At 67.2% G+C, this 19,488-nt stretch carries 17 protein-coding genes; 9 read left to right on the forward strand and 8 right to left on the reverse strand.

Annotated features, from left to right (window positions below):
- Nucleotides 1-108: 108 nt before the first annotated feature.
- The 4 genes from RBB84_RS11660 to RBB84_RS11675 form a co-directional block, all read right to left on the reverse strand.
- Complete coding sequence (locus tag RBB84_RS11660) at nucleotides 109-738, reverse strand: response regulator transcription factor (RefSeq protein WP_231911951.1); 630 nt, start codon at nucleotides 736-738, stop codon at nucleotides 109-111.
- A 100-nt stretch (nucleotides 739-838) separates the two neighbouring features.
- Nucleotides 839-2,029, reverse strand: a complete 1,191-nt coding sequence (locus RBB84_RS11665; RefSeq protein WP_350247493.1) for a histidine kinase — start codon at nucleotides 2,027-2,029, stop codon at nucleotides 839-841.
- 12 nt (nucleotides 2,030-2,041) lie between these two features.
- On the reverse strand, nucleotides 2,042-2,515 hold the full coding sequence (gene purE / locus RBB84_RS11670; protein ID WP_050993434.1) for a 5-(carboxyamino)imidazole ribonucleotide mutase: 474 nt from the start codon (nucleotides 2,513-2,515) through the stop codon (nucleotides 2,042-2,044).
- 31 nt (nucleotides 2,516-2,546) lie between these two features.
- Nucleotides 2,547-3,821: a 5-(carboxyamino)imidazole ribonucleotide synthase gene (locus RBB84_RS11675; protein ID WP_033097087.1), complete on the reverse strand. Its 1,275-nt coding sequence runs from the start codon at nucleotides 3,819-3,821 to the stop codon at nucleotides 2,547-2,549.
- Between the two features lie 156 nt (nucleotides 3,822-3,977).
- Between RBB84_RS11675 and RBB84_RS11680 the strand changes: the two genes are divergently transcribed.
- Nucleotides 3,978-4,511 carry a GtrA family protein gene (locus tag RBB84_RS11680; RefSeq protein WP_024101520.1) on the forward strand — a complete coding sequence of 178 codons (534 nt, stop codon included), beginning with the start codon at nucleotides 3,978-3,980 and terminating at the stop codon, nucleotides 4,509-4,511.
- A 12-nt stretch (nucleotides 4,512-4,523) separates the two neighbouring features.
- On the opposite strand, the gene RBB84_RS11685 is transcribed toward RBB84_RS11680, so the two are convergent.
- The 4 genes from RBB84_RS11685 to RBB84_RS11700 all read right to left on the reverse strand — a co-directional run bounded on the left by RBB84_RS11685 (nucleotide 4,524) and on the right by RBB84_RS11700 (nucleotide 8,113).
- Nucleotides 4,524-5,831, reverse strand: coding sequence for a HAMP domain-containing sensor histidine kinase (locus tag RBB84_RS11685; RefSeq protein ID WP_006550186.1), 1,308 nt, complete (start codon nucleotides 5,829-5,831; stop codon nucleotides 4,524-4,526).
- Nucleotides 5,832-5,841: 10 nt separating this feature from the next.
- Entirely contained in the window at nucleotides 5,842-6,525 is a 684-nt protein-coding gene (locus RBB84_RS11690) for a response regulator transcription factor (RefSeq protein WP_024101522.1), read from the reverse strand.
- Nucleotides 6,526-6,642: 117 nt separating this feature from the next.
- A complete protein-coding gene (locus RBB84_RS11695) occupies nucleotides 6,643-7,212 on the reverse strand; it encodes a PH domain-containing protein (protein WP_033097086.1) in 570 nt (189 codons plus the stop codon).
- A 55-nt stretch (nucleotides 7,213-7,267) separates the two neighbouring features.
- Nucleotides 7,268-8,113, reverse strand: a complete 846-nt coding sequence (locus tag RBB84_RS11700; protein ID WP_033097197.1) for a biotin--[acetyl-CoA-carboxylase] ligase — start codon at nucleotides 8,111-8,113, stop codon at nucleotides 7,268-7,270.
- 116 nt (nucleotides 8,114-8,229) lie between these two features.
- Here RBB84_RS11700 and RBB84_RS11705 point away from each other — a divergent pair, with 116 nt between their 5' ends.
- The 8 genes from RBB84_RS11705 (at nucleotide 8,230) to RBB84_RS11740 (ending at nucleotide 18,786) form a co-directional block, all read left to right on the forward strand.
- Nucleotides 8,230-9,870 carry an acyl-CoA carboxylase subunit beta gene (locus tag RBB84_RS11705; RefSeq protein WP_019288520.1) on the forward strand — a complete coding sequence of 547 codons (1,641 nt, stop codon included), beginning with the start codon at nucleotides 8,230-8,232 and terminating at the stop codon, nucleotides 9,868-9,870.
- Nucleotides 9,867-10,142 carry an acyl-CoA carboxylase epsilon subunit gene (locus RBB84_RS11710; RefSeq protein WP_350247496.1) on the forward strand — a complete coding sequence of 92 codons (276 nt, stop codon included), beginning with the start codon at nucleotides 9,867-9,869 and terminating at the stop codon, nucleotides 10,140-10,142. Before RBB84_RS11705 ends, RBB84_RS11710 begins: the two co-directional genes overlap by 4 nt.
- Before the next feature lie 10 nt (nucleotides 10,143-10,152).
- Nucleotides 10,153-11,952, forward strand: coding sequence for an acetyl/propionyl/methylcrotonyl-CoA carboxylase subunit alpha (locus RBB84_RS11715; protein ID WP_350247497.1), 1,800 nt, complete (start codon nucleotides 10,153-10,155; stop codon nucleotides 11,950-11,952).
- 1,022 nt (nucleotides 11,953-12,974) lie between these two features.
- A complete protein-coding gene (locus RBB84_RS11720) occupies nucleotides 12,975-14,126 on the forward strand; it encodes a tyrosine-type recombinase/integrase (RefSeq protein ID WP_037217518.1) in 1,152 nt (383 codons plus the stop codon).
- Entirely contained in the window at nucleotides 14,110-14,454 is a 345-nt protein-coding gene (locus RBB84_RS11725; protein ID WP_039583914.1) for a helix-turn-helix transcriptional regulator, read from the forward strand. The genes RBB84_RS11720 and RBB84_RS11725 overlap by 17 nt, the downstream gene beginning before the upstream one ends.
- A 371-nt stretch (nucleotides 14,455-14,825) precedes the next feature.
- Nucleotides 14,826-15,911, forward strand: coding sequence for a hypothetical protein (locus RBB84_RS11730; protein WP_268966357.1), 1,086 nt, complete (start codon nucleotides 14,826-14,828; stop codon nucleotides 15,909-15,911).
- A gap of 911 nt (nucleotides 15,912-16,822) precedes the next feature.
- Nucleotides 16,823-17,812 carry a hypothetical protein gene (locus RBB84_RS11735; RefSeq protein WP_006554208.1) on the forward strand — a complete coding sequence of 330 codons (990 nt, stop codon included), beginning with the start codon at nucleotides 16,823-16,825 and terminating at the stop codon, nucleotides 17,810-17,812.
- The gene (locus RBB84_RS11740) at nucleotides 17,809-18,786 is read left to right on the forward strand and encodes a hypothetical protein (RefSeq protein WP_052040179.1); all 978 of its coding nucleotides are present in this window, start codon (nucleotides 17,809-17,811) and stop codon (nucleotides 18,784-18,786) included. Before RBB84_RS11735 ends, RBB84_RS11740 begins: the two co-directional genes overlap by 4 nt.
- The last annotated feature ends 702 nt before the right edge of the window (nucleotides 18,787-19,488 follow it).

The raw sequence follows: 19,488 nt of genomic DNA on the forward strand, positions 1-19,488 counted from the left end.
CGACGCTAGAAACGATGCGGCGCACGCACATCGACCCGCGAGTCGATCTTCGCCGCCCCGGTGTCCTACCCCGGGAGGACCGGTCGTCTCCGGGATGGCACCACGGTCCTACTCCTCCGAGCCGAGCAGATCGTCGGGATGCACGAGACCGGCGCGGAAGGCGAACAGCACCGCCTGCACGCGGTCGCGCGATCCCGTCTTCGCCAGCACCCGGCCCACGTGGGTCTTGACGGTCGTCTCGGAGAGCACGAACCGCTCGGCGATCTCCCCGTTGGTCAGGCCGTGTGCCATCGCGACGAGCACCTCGAGTTCGCGTGGAGTCAGATCCTCGGGCACCGCGACCGGCACCGCGCGCCGCTCCGCACCGTCGAGCAACGGCGAGACATGGTGCAGCAGTGAGCGGGTGGCGCGCGGGGCCATCACGGCGTCACCGCGGTGCACCGTCCGTACCGCGGCCAGCAGGTCCTCGGGCGGCGCGTCCTTGAGCAGGAAGCCGCTCGCACCGGCGGCGATCGCCTGGACGATGTAGTCGTCGTTGTCGAAGGTTGTGAGCACCACGACCTTCGGCGCGTCGGCCGAGCGCAGCAACGACCGCGTCGCCGAGATCCCGTCGACCCGCGGCATCTGCACGTCCATCAGCACGACGTCGGCGCGGACCCGTTCGAGTTCGGCGACGGCGGCCTCGCCGTCGGACGCCTCGACGACGACCTCGATGTCCGGCTGCGATTCGAGCACCATGCGGAAACCGGCGCGCACGAGTTGCTGGTCGTCGACGAGCCCGATACGGATGGTCGTGTCGGATCGGGTGTCGCGGGCGGGTTCGGTCACGGACGCCACCCTAGGGGGAGACCGCCGGTGCGGGCAGTTCGGCACGGACCCGGTAGCCGCCACCGTCTCTCGGACCGGCCGCCGCGCGACCGCCGTGCAGCCGGGCCCGCTCCTCGATACCGGTCAGCCCCTGCCCACCCGGGCGGGCCTCGACGAGCGCCGCCGCTCCCCTGCCGTCGTCGACGATCTCGACGACGAGCGTGTCGGGCCGCCAGTCGAGACGGACGTGGGTGCGGGCGCGGGGACCCGCGTGCTTGAGGACATTGGTGAGCGATTCCTGCACGATCCGGTAAACCGACAGCCCCAGTCCCTCGGGCACCTCGCGGCTCTGCCCGTCGACCGAGAACTCGACCTCGAGCCCGCTCGTGCGCATCTGCTCGACGAGCGCCGGCACGTCGCCGACGCCTGGTGTGGTGGTGAACTCGCGCGGCGTGTCCTCACGGAGCACCGACAGCAACCCGCGCATGTCGGTCAACGCGCGACGCCCGGTCTCGGCGATGGTGGTCAACGCCCCTGCGGCCGCCTCCGGGTTCGTCGCGGCGGCGTAGCGACCACCGTCGGCCTGCGCGATGATCGCCGTGAGCGAGTGCGCGACGATGTCGTGCATCTCCCGGGCGATGCGGGTGCGCTCCTGGGTGGCGGCCAGTTCGGCCTCCTTGAGGCGTTCGAGTTCGAGCAACCGGTTGCGCTCGGTGAGCGAATCCATCTCGCGCAAACGCAACCCGCGGACCCGCCCGAACGCCCACACACCAGCGAGGAAGACCGCGACGAAGGTGGCCGTCACGAACGCTTCGAGCGCGGTGCGGCCGTCGTAGCCGAAATAGAGCACTCCGGCGAGTGCGCCCCCAACCACCGCGACGGGCAGCGCGGTGTTGGCGGCCCACCGCGGAGCGTAGGCGGCGAGCGCGTACACCGCGATCGGTACCGCGATCGCCGCGATCGGCAGGACCTCCGGCAGGACGAGCAGGTGCGCGTAGGCGGCGAGCGCGACGAGCGAACCCGCCACCACCGGGCGGGTCCTGCGCCAGGTCAGCGGCAGCGTGAGCGCGAGGGTGACGAACAGACCCGCCACCGATCGCGCGTCCGCCACGTGCAGGGCGACCCCGAACAGCGCGAGCACCGCGGCCAACGCCCCGTCGATCACTCCGGTGTGCCCGCGGGCCCACCGGTTCCAGCGTTCGAGCAGCGGGGTCGTCTGCACGGCGACGCTCCGTCAGCCGAGCAGCTTCTGCCGCAGCGCCTCGTCCTTCTCGAGCACCATCTGCTCGAGACCCGCCTGGAACTTCTCCATCTGCTCGCGCAGCGCCGGATCGGAGGCACCGAGGATGCGCGCGGCGAGCAGACCCGCGTTGCGGGCGCCGCCGATCGAGACGGTGGCGACGGGGACACCGGCGGGCATCTGCACGATCGACAGGAGCGAGTCCATACCGTCGAGGTACTTCAGCGGCACCGGAACGCCGATCACCGGCAGCGGGGTCGCCGAGGCGACCATGCCGGGTAGGTGGGCGGCGCCGCCGGCGCCCGCGATGATGACCTTGATCCCGCGGCCGGCGGCGTCCTTGGCGTAGTCGAGCATCCGCTGCGGCGTGCGGTGCGCCGAGACGACACCCACCTCGAAGCGGATCCCGAACTCGACCAGCGCCTCGGCCGCGGCCTGCATGGTCGGCCAGTCCGAGTCGCTGCCCATGATCAGGCCGACCTGTGCACCCTGTGCCACGTCACTCACCGATTTCTCCCGTGTGTTCGTTCCAACCGTCGGTCCACACCGCGTGCGAGAGCCAGTGCGCCGCGCGTTCCGCGCGTTCGCGCACGGCGGCGACGTACTCGGGATCGTCGATCGACCCGGACGGCGCGCCGAGCACGTTGACGTGGCCGATCTTGCGGTCCTTGCGCTCACCCTTGCCGTAGAGGTGCACGTGCACGTCGGGCATCCGGGCGAACAGGTGGTGCAGTCGCTCGTCCATGCTCATCGCCGGCGCCTCGGGCGCGCCGAGCACGTTCGCCATCACCGTCACCGGCGCGATCGGGCTCGTGTCGCCGAGCGGGTAGTCGAGCACGGCGCGCAGGTGCTGTTCGAACTGGCCGGTGCGGGCACCGTCCATGCCCCAGTGACCGGAGTTGTGCGGACGCATCGCCAGTTCGTTGACGATCAGCTCACCGGAGCGCGTCTCGAACAGCTCGACCGCCATGACACCGACGACGCCGAGCTCACCGGCGATGCGCAGCGCGAGCTGCTCGGCGGCGGTGGCGACGTCCTCGGGCAGGTTCGGGGCGGGTGCGATGACGACGGCGCACTGGCCGTCGCGCTGGACGGTCTCGACGACCGGCCACGACGCGCCCTGGCCGAACGGGGACCGCGCGACCATCGCCGACAGCTCGCGCGTCCACTCGACCTTCTCCTCGGCGAGGAGCGGGACACCGGCAGCGAGCTGGTCGGCGACGACCCGCTCGAGTTCGGCGTGGTCGTCGAGAATCCACACGCCACGGCCGTCGTAGCCACCGCGTGCGGCCTTGAGCACGTACGGATCGCCGAGCGCGTCGAGGGCGGCGCGGGCATCCTCGACGGAGGTGATCTCCGCGAACTTCGGCATCGGTGCGCCGAGCTCACCGAGCCGCTTGCGCATCGCGATCTTGTCCTGGGCGTAGATCAGGGCCTGCGGGGGCGGCAGCACCGCGACGCCTTCGCGCTGCAGGACCTCGAGATGTTCGGTCGGGACACCCTCGTGATCGAAGGTCAGCGCGTGCGCGCCGGTCGCGGCGCGGCGGAGGGCGTCGAGGTCGTCATGGCTGCCGAGCACCACATTCGGGCTGACCTGCGCGGCGGGTTCGTCGGCGCTCCCGGCGAGCACGCGGAGCGTCTGGCCGAGCGCGATCGCCGCCTGATGGGTCATCCGCGCGAGCTGTCCACCACCGATCATCGTGACGACCGGCATGCCCGTCGTCAGGGTGCGGGGCGTATCGGATCTGGGGGACGATTCAGGTCTGCCTGTCACGGCTGTCCATGGTGTCACAGCATGTCGTGACGTCGTTCCGCTGCTCCCCCGCCGAGCGTCGAGGGACCTCCCACCGGCCCGCCCAGCGGTGTGGGAACGCCGACATGTGCGGTCGGGTTTCGGAAATTCACCTCTTCGTTTCGTACACTTCTCCAAGTGACAATCGTCGATGAAGCGTTGAGCAGAGTTCCCCAGCCTTTCCGGGGGCTGTTGCTCCGGCATCGCGAATTGATCAAATTCGCTATCGTCGGCGGCACCACCTTCGTGATCGACTCGGCGATCTTCTACACGCTCAAGCTCACAGTTCTGTCCGAGAAGCCGGTGACCGCCAAGATCATCGCCGGTGTCGTCGCGGTGATCTGCTCGTACATCCTCAACCGCGAATGGTCTTTCCGTAATCGCGGCGGTCGCGAGCGCGCCCACGAGGCGTTCCTGTTCTTCTTCGTCAGCGGTATCGGCGTCGTGCTCTCGTTCATCCCGCTATGGATCTCGAGTTACGTCTTCGACCTGCGCGTACCCGAGGTGAGCCTCGCGACGGAGAACATCGCCGACTTCGTCAGCGCGTACATCATCGGCAACCTGCTGCAGATGATCTTCCGCTTCTACTGCTTCAAGAAGTTCGTCTTTCCGGAGGAGATGGTCCCGGACGCTCCCCTGGGCGAGCCCAGCGAGCAGCTCGACCGCTCCTGACGGGAAGACGGTCTAGCGGGGTTCGCGCGTGCCGGTCGGCGTACAGGTGTCCCGATCGCGGGGCGCGCCGAGGAACAGCGCAAACAGTGCCGGCCGGCGTCGCTGCAGTTCGAGGCGACCGCCGTCGGCCTCCGCGAGGGCACGTGCGAGCGCCAGTCCCACCCCGGTCGACCCGCCCCCGGAGAAGCCGCGGTCGAAGACGTACGGCGCGACCTCGTCGCTGACACCCTCTCCCTCGTCGGCCACCTCGACACACACCGTGACGTCGCCGCGGGTCGCGACCTGCCGCACCGAGACCGTGCACGTGCCTCCTCCGTGCACGAGCGCGTTGTCGACCAGCACCGCCACCGCCTCACGCAACCGCGAACCGGTCACCGCCGCCCGCAACGACGGATCGCCGCGCAACACCAGCTCCCGTCCCGCCTCCTCGTAGGGACCGCGCCAGTCGGCGACGACACCGGTGAGTTCGCCGACCACCGAGACGTCGGTGCGCTGGTCGGCACTGCTGTCGCGGGACTGGCGCACGAGACCGTCGATCGCGGTGGTCAGCCGGTCCACCTGTGCCATGGCCGCCTCGGCCTCCTCCACCACGGCAGGATCCTCGTGGGTGGACAACTCGTCGAGCCGCAGCCGGATCGCGGTCATCCGGGAGCGGAGCTGATGCGAGACGTCGCCGACGAGCGCGTGCTCGCGCTGCAGGCGGTGCGAAATCTCGACGGCGGCCGAATCCAGCACGTCGGAGACGCGATCGAGTTCGGGGATACCGTGCCGCCGGGCCACCGGGCGGAAGTCGCCCTCGGCGAGACGGGCCGCCCGGTTCGCCACGTCGCGCAGCGGGTCGGCGAGTCTTCGGGCGGTCGCCACCGCGACCAGCGCCCCGGCCGCCACGGACAGCAGCACCAGCAGGCTCACCGCGGCGAGCACCTGCTGCTGCAGAGTTCGCATGCTCTCCGAGGGCACCTCGATGAGCAGCGAGCCGGACGTCCCCATCGACAACGACTCGACGATCGACGCCCCGAGCACCGGCGTGCCGATGTCCAGCCGCGCCGCGACGTTCTCGGGTGTCGGGTAGACCACGACAGCCCGCCCGTCGGTGGGGACGAGCAGACGCAGGGAACTCGTGTCGAGACCACCGACGACGAATCCGTCGGTGCCCTCCTGGGCGATGATCTCGTCGGCCATGCGTTCGAGCCGGTTCTGCAGGTCGCGGCGGGCGGTGTCCTCGACGAACAGGAACGCCGTGTAGGCCAGCGGAATGCCGAGCAACAGCGCGACGAGCAGCACGGTCGCCAGGACGGCGTTGAGGATGCGGCTGCGCACGCCGGAGACGCTAGTCGGTGTTCAGCCGGAAACCGACACCGCGCACCGTGGCGATGCGACGTTCCCCGGCCGGCCCCTCGTCGCCGATCTTGCGGCGCAACCACGACATGTGCATGTCGAGCGTCTTCGAACCGCGCAGGTCGGCGTCGCCCCACACCTCCTCGAGGATCGCGTCGCGGGAGACGACCTGCCCCGCGTGCTCGAGCAGCACACGCAGGAGCTCGTACTCCTTGTTGGCGAGCGTCACCTCGGAGCCGTCCACGAGGACACGGCGCGCGGCACGTTCGAGCCGGATCCCGGCGACGTCCACGATGTCGTCGTTCTCCGGGCCGCCGCGCCGGCGCAACAGCGCGCGCACACGCGCCATGAGCTCAGCGAGACGGAACGGTTTGCCGACGTAGTCGTCGGCGCCGGCATCGAGACCGACGACGAAGTCGACCTCGTCGGTGCGGGCGGTGAGCATGAGCACGGCCAGATCGGAGCGGCTCGCCCGGATCTGGCGACACACTTCGAGTCCGTCCATCCCAGGTAGACCGAGGTCGAGGATGAGCAGTTCGAACCTGCCCGACAGTGCCTGTTCGAGCGCGGCCGGACCGTTGTCCTCGACGGTCACGTCGTACCCTTCGCGTCCCAGCGCGCGGGACAGCGGTGCAGCGATTGCGTCGTCGTCTTCGGCGAGTAGAACGGCAGTCACCACGCCAGCGTACGGATCGCGGTTCGCTTCGTCGGGATTACCGGCGGGTCGTGTCGGCGCACCTGCGACTCGCGTCGGCGCACCTACGACTCGCGTCGGCGCACCTACGACTCGCGGTCACCACCCCTTGCGGTGCTCATGCCCGTGCTCGTCGCGCCGGTAGCGGGTGGTGTGACGGTCACCGGGGCGCTGGTTCTGCGCGTCGAAGGCCTGCCGGTAGAGCAGGGCGTGCACCTGCTGGACGTCAGGGATGTCGTCGAACTCGATGGGATCGTCGGCGGCGGACACCACGACGAGCGTGCCGGTCCGGAGCATCCGGTCGGCGAGGCCGTGCCGGAACTGGACGTTGCTGATCCGGCCCATCGGGATGTCGATACCCGTGTGGGTGAGCACACCGGTGCGGACGAGGACGCGCCGGTCGGTGACGATGAAGTGCGTGGTGAGCCACCCGACGAAGGGAGGGACGCACCGCCAGCCGACGAGGCCGATCCACGCCGCGGCCACGGCGAGGCCACACCAGGTCGCGGCGGCACCGTCGAGCCGCGCCTGGACGAGTCCCACCAGGAAACCGGCGACCATCGTCGACACGAGGAAGGTGGCCGTCGGCAGTACGAGAGACTTCCAGTGCGGATGCCGGTGCAGCAGCAACTCTTCCTCGGGTGCGAGGGCGTCCTCCGGGTATCCCATACCGCCCACGATGGCATATGTCGGTCTTGTACCGATGCGAGCAGTCGCAGGGTGCTCAGACCGGTCGCAGATGTGTGATGTCGCCCGCAGCGACCGCCACGGACTCTTCCCCGCCGTCGGGGCGGATCACGATCCGTCCCTGATCGTCGACGTCGGTCGCGACGCCGTGCAGTTCGGTGTCGCCGGGCAGGATCGCACGGACGCGCTGCCCGACCGTGCCGCATCGTTCGCGGTAGGCCGCGGCGAGTTCGGTGGTGTCCCATCCCGCCCGGGCCCACGCCCGGATCCGCTCGCCTAAGCCGGCGAGCAGCGCCTGCGCGAGCGGCGTGCGATCGAGTTCGGTGGCGTCCTCGAGCAGCAGCGAGGTGGCGGTGGGGACGGGCAGTTCGTCGCGTCCGAGGGTGGCGTTGATGCCGATGCCAGCGACGACCGTGGGCACCGGCGAGGTGGCCGCGACCTCCACGAGGATCCCGGCGAGCTTGCGTCCGTCGACGAGGACGTCGTTGGGCCACTTCAGTTGTGCCGCAACGCCGGTCACGGATCGCACAGCGTCGACGGCGGCGATGCCGCACAACAGCGGGAGCCAACCGAGGTTCTGCAGGGGGCACTCGGGCAGCCGCAGCAGGACCGACACGATGACCTGCGCGCCGGGCACACCGTTCCAGGTGCGGGAGTGGCGACCGCGGCCGCCGTGCTGGAACTCGGCGAGCAGCACGCGACGGTCGTCGCCGGTCGCGGCGACGGCGAGCAGATCCGCGTTCGTCGAGGCCGTGTCGGCGACGACGTCGAGACGTGTGTAGAAACCTTCGCGCTCGACGCCGACGAGGGCATCGCGCAACGCCGCCTCGTCGAGCGGTGTGCGGAGGGCGAGGAGATCGGTCGTGGGCCGGTCGGATGCCATGTACACAGCCTAAAGTGGGCCTTCGCCACCTACCCGCCGGTAGGTCCGGAGCGGTGGTCCGGCCTTCGGGACCTCGATGCAGCGGCCTTGTATGACGATCGCTAAGCTGACTGGCCATGACCACTGTCCAGGAGCCGTCCGCGCCCGAGGCGGCGAGTACGCCCGATATCCACACCACCGCCGGCAAGCTGGCCGACCTGCGCAACCGTCAAGCACAGGCCAAGGTCCCGGTCGGTGAGGCCGCAGTCGAGAAGGTTCACGCCAAGGGCAAGCTGACCGCTCGCGAGCGCATCCAGGCGCTCCTCGACGAAGGATCGTTCGTCGAACTCGACGCCCTCGCTCGCCACCGCAGCACCAACTTCGGCCTGGCCGACAACCGTCCGCTCGGCGACGGCGTCGTCACCGGCTACGGCACGATCGACGGCCGCGACGTCTGCGTCTTCTCGCAGGACGCCACCGTCTTCGGCGGCAGCCTCGGCGAGGTCTACGGCGAGAAGATCGTCAAGGTCATGGACCTGGCCCTCAAGACCGGCCGTCCGCTGATCGGCATCAACGAAGGCGCCGGCGCGCGCATCCAGGAAGGTGTCGTTTCCCTCGGTCTCTACGGTGAGATCTTCCACCGAAACGTGCAGGCCTCCGGTGTCATCCCGCAGATCTCGCTGATCATGGGCCCCGCGGCCGGTGGTCACGTCTACTCCCCCGCTCTCACCGACTTCGTCGTGATGGTCGACCAGACCAGCCAGATGTTCGTCACCGGCCCGGACGTCATCAAGACCGTCACCGGCGAGGACGTCACGATGGAGGACCTCGGCGGCGCCCACACCCACATGGTCAAGTCGGGTGTCGCGCACTACGTCGCCGACGGCGAGCAGGACGCCCTGGACTACGTCAAGGACCTGCTGTCCTACCTGCCGAGCAACAACCAGGCCGCTGCACCGCGCCTCGCGCCGAGCGACCCGATCGAGGGTGCGATCGAGGACTCCCTCACCGCCGAGGACATCGAGCTCGACACGCTCATCCCGGATTCACCGAACCAGCCGTACGACATGCACGAGGTCATCCGTCGCCTGCTCGACGACGACGAGTTCCTCGAGGTCCAGGCCGAGCGCGCCAAGAACATCATCGTCGGCTTCGGTCGCGTCGACGGCCGCAGCGTCGGCATCGTCGCCAACCAGCCCACGCAGTTCGCCGGCTGCCTCGACATCGACGCGTCCGAGAAGGCCGCGCGCTTCGTCCGCACCTGCGACGCGTTCAACGTGCCGATCATCACGCTCGTCGACGTTCCCGGCTTCCTGCCCGGCACCGAGCAGGAGTACAACGGCATCATCCGCCGCGGCGCCAAGCTGCTCTACGCCTACGGCGAGGCGACCGTCGGCAAGATCACGGTCATCACCCGCAAGGCCTACGGCGGCGCGTACGACGTCATGGGTTCCAAGCACATGGGTGCCGACGTCAACCTCGCATGGCCCACCGCGCAGATCGCCGTCATGGGTGCCTCCGGCGCCGTCGGCTTCGTCTACCGCAAGCGCCTGCTCGAGGCCGCCAAGAACGGTCAGGACGTCGACGCACTGCGCCTCGAGCTGCAGAACGAGTACGAGGACACCCTGGTGAACCCGTACGTCGCCGCCGAGCGCGGTTACGTCGACGCGGTGATCCCGCCGTCGCACACGCGCGGTCAGATCGTCTCCGCGCTGCGCCTGCTCGAGCGGAAGATGGTTTCGCTCCCGCCGAAGAAGCATGGAAACATTCCGCTGTGACCGCGGTGCTGGAACGGGCCGACGTCGACGCCCAGTTGGATGAGGCCATACTGCTCGGCGCACCTGAGCCGCACCAAGATCCGATCGTGTTCTCCGGCAACCTCTCCGCCGAGGAGATCGCGGCAGTGCTCATCGTGTTCGCCGCGGCCGGCGCTCCCCCCGCCACCGCGGCACCCGCCGACGATGAGGCGTGGGGCGCTCCCTCCCAGATGATGCGGTACGGGCTGTCCCTAACGCCCGTCACTTTCGTCAATGCTCGCTGTGCTCGATGAAGGAAGATCGATGACTCACTCTCACAAGCATTCTTATAGTCAGATCACGAAGGTGCTCGTCGCGAACCGCGGCGAAATCGCTGTGCGGGTCATCCGAGCCGCCAAGGACGCGGGCTACGGCAGTGTCGCCGTCTACGCCGAACCGGACGCAGACGCACAGTTCGTGAAGCTCGCCGACGAGGCGTTCGCACTGGGCGGCACCACCTCGGCCGAGTCCTACCTGGTGTTCGACAAGATCCTCGACGCCGCGGCCAAGTCCGGCGCCGACGCCATCCACCCCGGCTACGGCTTCCTCTCCGAGAACGCCGACTTCGCCCAGGCCGTGATCGACGCCGGCCTCATCTGGATCGGCCCCTCGCCGCAGTCCATCCGCGACCTCGGCGACAAGGTCACCGCCCGCCACATCGCCGAGCGCGCCAAGGCTCCGATGGCGGCCGGCACCAAGGACCCGGTCAAGAACGCCGACGAGGTCGTCGAGTTCGCCGAGAAGTACGGCGTGCCGGTCGCGATCAAGGCCGCCTTCGGCGGTGGTGGACGCGGCATGAAGGTCGCGCAGACCATCGAGGAGATCCCCGAGCTGTTCGAGTCGGCCACCCGTGAGGCCGTCGCTGCCTTCGGTCGCGGCGAGTGCTTCGTCGAGCAGTACCTCGACAAGGCCCGCCACGTCGAGGCCCAGGTCATCGCCGACCAGCACGGCAACGTCATCGTCGCCGGCACCCGCGACTGCTCGCTGCAGCGTCGCTTCCAGAAGCTCGTCGAGGAGGCGCCCGCGCCGTTCCTGACCGACGAGCAGCGCAAGCGCATCCACGACTCCGCCAAGGCCATCTGCCGCGAGGCCGGTTACTACGGCGCCGGCACGGTCGAGTACCTCGTGCAGGGCGACACCGTTTCCTTCCTCGAGGTCAACACCCGCCTGCAGGTCGAGCACCCGGTCACCGAGGAGACCGCCGGCATCGACCTCGTGCGTCAGCAGTTCCGCATCGCCAACGGCGAGAAGCTCGAGCTCACCGAGGACCCGACCCCGCGCGGCCACTCCTTCGAGTTCCGCATCAACGGGGAGGACGCCGGTCGCGGCTTCCTCCCCGCTCCCGGCCCGATCACCGTCTACAAGGAGCCCACGGGCCCCGGCGTGCGTGTCGACTCGGGTGTCGTCGCCGGCGACGTCATCGGCGGCCAGTTCGACTCGATGCTCGCCAAGCTGATCGTCACCGGTGAGACCCGCGAGCAGGCGCTGCAGCGTGCTGCCCGCGCGCTGGCCGAGTTCGAGGTCGAGGGCCTGGCCACGGTCATCCCGTTCCACCGCCACATCGTCGAGAACCCGGCGTTCGTGGGCGACGGCGAGAAGTTCGACGTCTACACCAAGTGGATCGAGAACGAGTGGGACAACACCATCGAGCCGTACACCGGTGGTGCCCCGATCGAGGACGAGGACGAGGCGCTGCCGCGTCAGACCGTCGTCGTCGAGGTCGGCGGACGTCGCGTCGAGGTGTCGCTGCCCGGCCAGTTCTCGCTCGGCGGTAACGGCGGCGGTGCCGGCGTGATCCGCAAGAAGCCGAAGCCCCGCAAGCGCGGTGGCGGCGGCGCGGGCAAGGCGTCGGGCGACGCGGTGACCGCACCCATGCAGGGCACGGTCGTCAAGGTCGCGGTTGCCGAGGGTCAGGAGGTCGCCGAGGGCGAGCTCATCGCCGTGCTCGAGGCCATGAAGATGGAGAACCCGGTCAACGCCCACAAGGCGGGCGTCGTCACCGGCCTGGCGGTCGAGCCGGGTGCCGCGGTCACCCAGGGCACCGTGCTCACCGAGATCAAGTAGGACCACGCCCGAGCAACGTGATGACGTGCCTGCGGGACCGAGGTGCCTGCACCTGGGCACCTCGGTTCCCACAGGAGTTGTGGTGGGTCGGATCTCGGTACTTGCTCAAAGGATGTCGCACGGCAGGTGGGCACGCCACGAGGTTGACCAGCCACCAAGGAGACGGCCGCTGAATCCGCATTGCTGCTGTCGGCTGCGAGAGCTGCGGTCCTCCCATCTCGCCGTACCTCTTGCGGCGGGGATGCCTCCGTGGAGGCGATCACTGTTCGGGGTGAGGAACCCCAGCGAGGAGCCCCAGCGAGGAGCCATCTGCCAAACCGCGAAACGGCGATGCACGCGATGCTCGTAATGCACGCTGTGCGTGACATGCGTGCGATGCATGCCCTGCGTGCACCGCTCCCCCGCCGATAGGACGCTCTTATGTTAACTAGCAACTTTGCTCGCCCTCTTACTGCGGATGACGGTGCTCCAGCGACCGATCCGATCGCACAGCCTGTCGGCGCGCCAGGGCTCCCCAGCTACCGGATGTCTGCGCCCTGGGCGGACGTCGACTGGCGCCGCAGTCGGGCGGACGTGTGCCTCGCAGGTGGCCCCTGATTCGCGGCGACGACAGAACCATCTGGGTGGCGGTATGCCACCGAGGACGCGCCGGCCGGCCCGCAGTACTCGTCGAAGCGCATCAGCGACGGCCCCTCCTCGTAGACCGCATTTACCCACCGAAACTTGATGGATAATCGGGGTTATCCATGATTAACCGTCACGAGTTGCGCGGCACGCGAACCCGTGACGTCCACATGGCGGGACGCGACAGCCTCTCCGTGTCGACCGACTCACGCAGGCGCTGAGCTGCGGGTTCCCCACCCGTCTGCCGCGCTCCGCCTCCTCGCCGAATCCGGATGTCACATGCTCGCACGAGGGCATATCACCCGGTCAGTGGATCCTCCCCACCCTTCTGACCTGGCGACCTTGACCCGCATTCGCATTATGTGCGAATATTTCGCGCACAATGCGAGGGGGTTTCCATGGGTCGTTCGGATCGCCGTGGACCTGGGGATGCGTCGCTGCACCTTGCCGACGGTGTGGCACTGCTCCGACCCGAAGAGCAGGTCTTTCAGGCCATGCTCGACGGATGGCGAAACCAGCAACTCAGTCGCAATCTGGGCTTCGGTACCGTCAACGCACGAGAGGCGATCGTCCGCCGCTTTCACGCCTTTGCAGGCAGTGAGCCGTGGGAATGGTCCGCTGCCGATGTCGACGAATTCTTCATGCAGCGTCGGGCGATCCACGGCTTGGCGCAGAGCACACTTTTGGGCTATCAACTGGCACTGCGGGCGTTCTTGGCGTATCTCGTCGATCCTGCATATGGATGGTCCGAAGCATGCGAGGAACGATTCGGAACTCACCCCACCCAGGTCTGCCACGAATGGAACACCGCCCGCCACACCCAGGACGCGATCGCTCGACCGAAGAAACGAGCCCTGACCTGGGAGGAAGTTCAGGACCTTTTCGACCACGCCGACAATCGTGTCGAACGCATCCTGACCCAAGGAAGGAAAGGAGCCATCCCAGCGTTTCGGGACGCGGTGCTGCTCAAGGTGGCGTACGCCTGGGGACTTCGCAGAAACGAACTTCGTATGCTCGACACGATCGACTTCGGATTCAATCCGAAAGCTCCCTCGTTCGGCCGATACGGCGTTCTGTACGTGCGGTACGGGAAGGCGATGAAAGGCTCCCCACCGAAGCGTCGAAGTGTCCTGACCGTTCCCGAGATGGACTGGGCGGTCGAGAGTCTGGTCCAATGGATCGAGGATATTCGACCCCGAGTATCACACGAGGACAACCCTGCCCTGTGGTGCACGGAACGCAGCAGCCGTATCGCACTGGGCTCGGTATCCAACACGTTCAACCAATTCCGCAAGGAGCTCGGTCTCGCCTCGGGCATCGACTTTCATTCGCTCCGCCGATCCTACGTCAGCCATCTCATCGAATACGGTTATGAGGCCCGGTTCGTGCAGGAGCAAGTCGGGCACGAACACGCAAGCACCACATCGATCTACACGCACGTATCATCCGACTACCGCACACGTGTTGTCCAGAACGCCTTCGAGCGCATTGCGGGACGAGCGGTCCGACAGGGCTCGCACGAAAGGAGGAACCGTGAATCGACGAGTTGAATATTCGTGGCGCCTCCGGGAAATTATGGCAGCGCGGGGTTTGAACAATATCTCGGAACTCATACCGCTGTTGGTCGAGCGCGGAATCGACCTCTCCCCGTCTCAGCTGTATCGAATGCTCGGCCATCGACCGGATCGAATGTCTCTGGCCCTGCTGGGCGCACTATGCGATGCGCTCGACTGCTCGGTGGAAGATCTGTGCCAGTTCCGCATCGAGGCGACCCCGAGCCGCAGAGCCACGGCAGCCGGCGGCGGTGGTGGTGGCGGCGTAGTGGATTTGAACAGCACGATCAGACCGAAGCGGGCACGGATCCGTCCGGCGGAGTAGACATGTCAGCTACTCCATGCGCCCGGTGCGATCGTCATGTTCGGGTCTACTGGCGGTGGCCGGAGGGCGTGGTGTGCAGCCGGTGTTACCACCGTGCAATCGGGAAACGTGGAATGTGCCCGGGATGCTCCCGTGAACGACTCCTGCCGGGCCTGGACCCGGATAATCGGCCGATCTGTTCGGATTGCGCAGAGATACCTCGAAGCTTCTACTGCACTCGATGTGGGAACGAGGACCATCTGTTTCGTCACCAGATGTGTGTCCGCTGTTGTGTGACAGATGATTTGTCGATTCTCCTGGACGACGGGTCCGGAAGCCTGTGCCAGGAGCTCACTCCCTTCTACGAGGCGGTCATCGCGCAGCCGCGACCCATGAGCGCGATGATCTGGCTCCGTAACGGGCATGTGCGGCAGGTTCTCCGCAGTCTGGCTCACGGCGAGTCGCCGATCGAGCATGAGACATTCGAGAGCTACGGCGAATACGCGAAGGTCAAGCACCTGCATCAACTCTTGACGAAATTAGGCGTCCTCGAATACAGGGATCCGAACCTGCAACTTTATACTCGGTGGCTCGAGCGCACGATGGACGCGTGCGATCTCAACGACGAGCACACCACAGTGGTTCGGCAGTACGCACGGTGGCATCACCTGAGAAGGCTGCGGGAACTCTCCGGCAAGAAAAGCTTGAGGGAGGGCCATGTCAGAACCTCGAAACAGGACACAACCGTAGCGATCAATTTCCTGAACTGGCTCGAGAAGAGGTCGCTTTCGCTGAGTCGATGCCGCCAGGCCCATATCGACGAATGGTTCGCTACAGGAAATACAACACGGACGCGTGTGAAAAGCTTCATGAAATGGTCGCTCCGCAACGGCTATGTTTCCCGAATCGATCTCCCAGGGAGCACCGTATTTCGATCACCTGATATCGATCAGGACAAGCGATTGAACCTCATGGCAGAGTTGCTCGACAACACGGAAATTCCGCTGCCCTGTCGCACTGCCGCCATTCTTTTCCTTCTTTACGGTCAACCCGTCACTCGGTTGGTTCGCCTCACCCTCAACGACATTACGGTGAAAGAAGATGTGATCGAGATTCTTTTCGGCGATCATCCCGTGCAGGTCCCCCACCCGTTCGACGAAATACTACGACTTTATGTGCAGTCCAGGCCTAACATCAACACTGCAGGCAACGCTGACTCGTCCTACTTATTCGCCGGAATCTGCCCTGACCAGCCGCTCAGTGCCAACTATCTGATGAAACAGATGAGGAAGCATGGAGTTGAGTTGCGTGCGATGAAGGCGGCGGCCATACGCGATCTGGTCCGGGAGATGCCGGCGGTTGTTGCGGCTCGAACGCTCGGATTCAAGCCGGCTTCGTTGGAGGCGCATGCTGCTCGAGCCGGCATGACATGGGCTTCCTATCCTGCGCTTCACCGTTCTGGGCGGGAGAACTCATGATCGTCGAACACGTGATCACACCGGTATATCGCAGTGGCGGAACTGCGCAAGGGTGACCCCGCCAATCAGCGCCATCCTGCGATCCGAAGGACGCCACGTCGAGAGGCCGTCAAGCCCGCTGGCACGTGCGAGTTGCTACCGGGGATCCTCTGTGGGGTCGGAAACCGGGTTCTGGACCACTGTGTGTGATGGTGCGACACTGCGACTCAGGGTAGGGATCCTGGCAATTCCGCCTGGCAGACTTCGGCCATGGACCGGAACCGAGGCACCGGAAACAACGGTCGCCACGAGTACTACAGCACCAGCGACGTCGGTGAGGAACTGCCGACCGTCCGGCACGGTGACTTCGAACAAGCGGACTAGGATATGCGCTTTTTGTCCGCGCTGACCAGACATCTGTCGGCACGATCCTGGGACACTGGGGTGTACGAGATCGAACGGCTGAGCTGGGCGGATTCGGTCATGACGTTGGTGGTGCGGGTATGGGGTCGCGATGACTCCGGCCTGGTCGGTTGGCGCGAACACCTGCCCACAATCCGAGCAGGTTTCGCACCCGACGATCCGGAGACAGTCGCGAGCGCCTGGCACACCGGCGAGTTCTGTCCCAGCTACCTGCCGCACCCGTATTCGCCTGGCCCCGACGGTATTCACTGGATCGGGACCCGGCGACCGTCTCACCCCGACAACCGGTGATACCGACCCCGCCGCTGGATCGTCACGGAAGGGTGGACCAGAACCGGACACCGTCACGTTAGGCACGCCGGCGCCGAGCCGCTCCACCGTTCGGTGCCCGCTCGTGCCTCCAGTCGACCAGCGACCGGGCGAACTTCGACATTCTTATACGCTCTAGCAGCTAATACAAGATAAAGTAGGATTTCTCATCTAAGCTTGTACACGTCGAGGGGACGAGCATGGCCGAAACATCACAGCTTCTCTCCGGCGCGATCGCGCTGCTGCGTCGTGCCGGCATCCGCCTTGTCTCCGGTTCCCTCGACGCCTGGGACCTGACTCTGCCCGACGGCCGGGAATTGCCGACCCGGGTGCGCATATCCCGGCGGCCACCCACCCCCACGGTCCTCGCCCGGCTGCTCGCCGAACCGGGCCCAGCCCGGCGCGTGCTCGTGGTAACCCCACACGCCACGGCGCATCTGCGCACTCTCGCGACAAACGGCGAAATCGATCTCATCGCCGTGGACGAAGACCTACTCGTATTCGCCGGCGCGCGCTACGACGTGACCGAAAACGCAACCCCTACATCCCCTGCCGCATCTGCTGCCCGGGGCCGCAAACCCTGGGTGCGCTGGGCTCTGGCCCGGGTCCTGCTGCTCTCGGATAGGGCGCAAACCCAACACCGGCTCGCCGAGACACTGGAGGTCTCCCAGCAGGCAGTCTCATTCGCCCTCAAACAGCTACAGGCGGCGCGGCGCACCGAGCACGGCTGGTTCGCCGCATCCCCCGAGGAGTTGCTCGCGGACTATCTGGCCGGCTATCCCGGTCCCGGTGGCGCCGTGACCTACTGGTACGGCCTGGATCCAGTGATTGCCCAGGCCACCGCCGTTGTTGACTTCTGCGCCCGGCAGGATGTGGCAGTGTTGGTCAGCGGCGATGCCGCGGCCGATGTGTACGCCCCATGGCGGCTGCCGACCCGGGCGATGCTCTACACCGATCGGTTCGTCGACCTCGCCGCCGCGGGCTTCAGTCCCGCCACCGAGGCCGAACACACCATGGCCGTGCAGGTCCCCGCCGATCCGACCCTGTGGCGCACCGCGGAGATCAGCGAGCCAGTGCTGTTGGCCGATCCGCTGATCACTGCGGGCGATGTGCTGCGCACCGGTGGCGCTGATGCCGCCGAAGCCGCCGATCATGTGCTCGCCACGATCCGTCAGAAGGCTGCTCTGTGACTGATACGACCGAGGTGGAGATCCTCGCCGCGTCGAATGCCGCCGACCGCGGCCTGCGGGCGTTGGCCGATCTCGCCGCGGCCACGGCCGGGGCCAACTATCGGGTCGTCGGCGGGCACATGGTGCACCTGCTCGGTCGCCTCTACCCCACCGACACCGCTGCCCGGGTCACCGCCGACGCCGATGCAGGCATGGACCCTGTCGCCGCGGCCGACGCCACCTTCCACACCGCGCTACTTGCCCGTGGTTATCGGCTGGTGACCGGCAACCACTACGAGGCACCCTCCGGGGACGGCACTCCCCTGTCGGTTGATCTCCTGGTTCCCGGCACCGGTGGTCGCCGGATCGAACGCGTCGAGTACGCCGGGCGCGGCTTCGACGCCATTCCCGGTCTGACCCTCGCGCTGGCCGCCGACCCGATTCGGGTGCGGGTGCGGGCACGCCTGACGACCGGCGAGACCGTGCGTTTCGGGGTGCCGGTGCCCGGCGTCGAGCAGGCGGTGGTGCTCAAGGCGCTCGCCTGGCGCAGCCGCCTCGCCGCCAAGGATGTCGCCGACCTGTGCACCCTGTTGTCGATCACCCATGAACACCGAGACCGGTTTCCCGCTTGGAAGCTGCACACCGCCCGTACCGGTGCCCGCAAGGACGCAGCCCGGGCTCTGCACGAGCTGGTCGCCATGCTCGACCGCGGCCAGCGCATCGACGGACTGACTATCGCCCCGGCGCGTCTGTCCGGTCTCATTCGCCGCTACGTGGTCGACCCCCACACGGCCCGACCGCCAAGCGACACCGGCACCGCGCAGCAGATCGCTCGTGATCCCAGCGGACAGGAGGCGTTGCTGTCGGCTCTGCGCGCCGCCGTGTCCGGTCACCCACCACGCTCGAAGCCCGGTACACCCGGCGGTAGTACGACCCCGGCCCAGCCGGAGCCACCCGACCACAGTCCCCAGGCTGGCCCCGACCTGGAGCTGTAAGCCCGGCATTCCTTGTTCGAGAGGAGCCCCAGACCTCGCACGCTGTCCGCGACCCACGGTGCATGCATGGCTCGCGATGCGTGCACGCATCGCACGCACTGCACGCATCGGTATCGACGCGGATCAGAAAGCCTGGGTCCGAGCCACTGGTGCAGTTCACGCTATCGTGCCCACGACAACTCGCGCCGGGAATAGCCGGAGGCAGGGGCGCGTTGCACTGTCCGGATCGGGTGCGTTTCCGTGTCCCCCGGGCTCAACCCTTTGCCTTCACGGAGTTCCGTTCGGCTGGAGCCGTGTTGCGCCTTTCGCCGAGAGGCGACCGAATGCACCCGATCCCTTCCCCGTCCACTTCGTGCCAGCACGCTGCGGCGGCGTAGCCCATTGCCCACCTGCCTCGCGCAGCATCCGGCCGGCACCGCGAGCTTCTGCAACGCCTTGTCGGTACGGTCGTGGAGCCGGTGAACCAGACACCGACATCAACCGGCGGCGGCACGATATGGGGACGACATCCCCGCCCGCTCGGACACTCCCGTGCCTCCGGACTGTCACCATCAGTATCGACACTTACGTCAGGTGCCAGGTCCAGCGACTTACACCAGGTGATCACAGATTATTCACGTGATGTGCCGCCGACGGCGATGTCGCTGGATGGTCCCGGGGCCAGGAGATGCGAATCTAATATCGTGCCGCTGATTGTGCCCC

The sequence above is a fragment of the Rhodococcus sp. D-6 genome, from assembly GCF_040256695.1.
GTDB lineage: Bacteria > Actinomycetota > Actinomycetes > Mycobacteriales > Mycobacteriaceae > Rhodococcus > Rhodococcus pyridinivorans.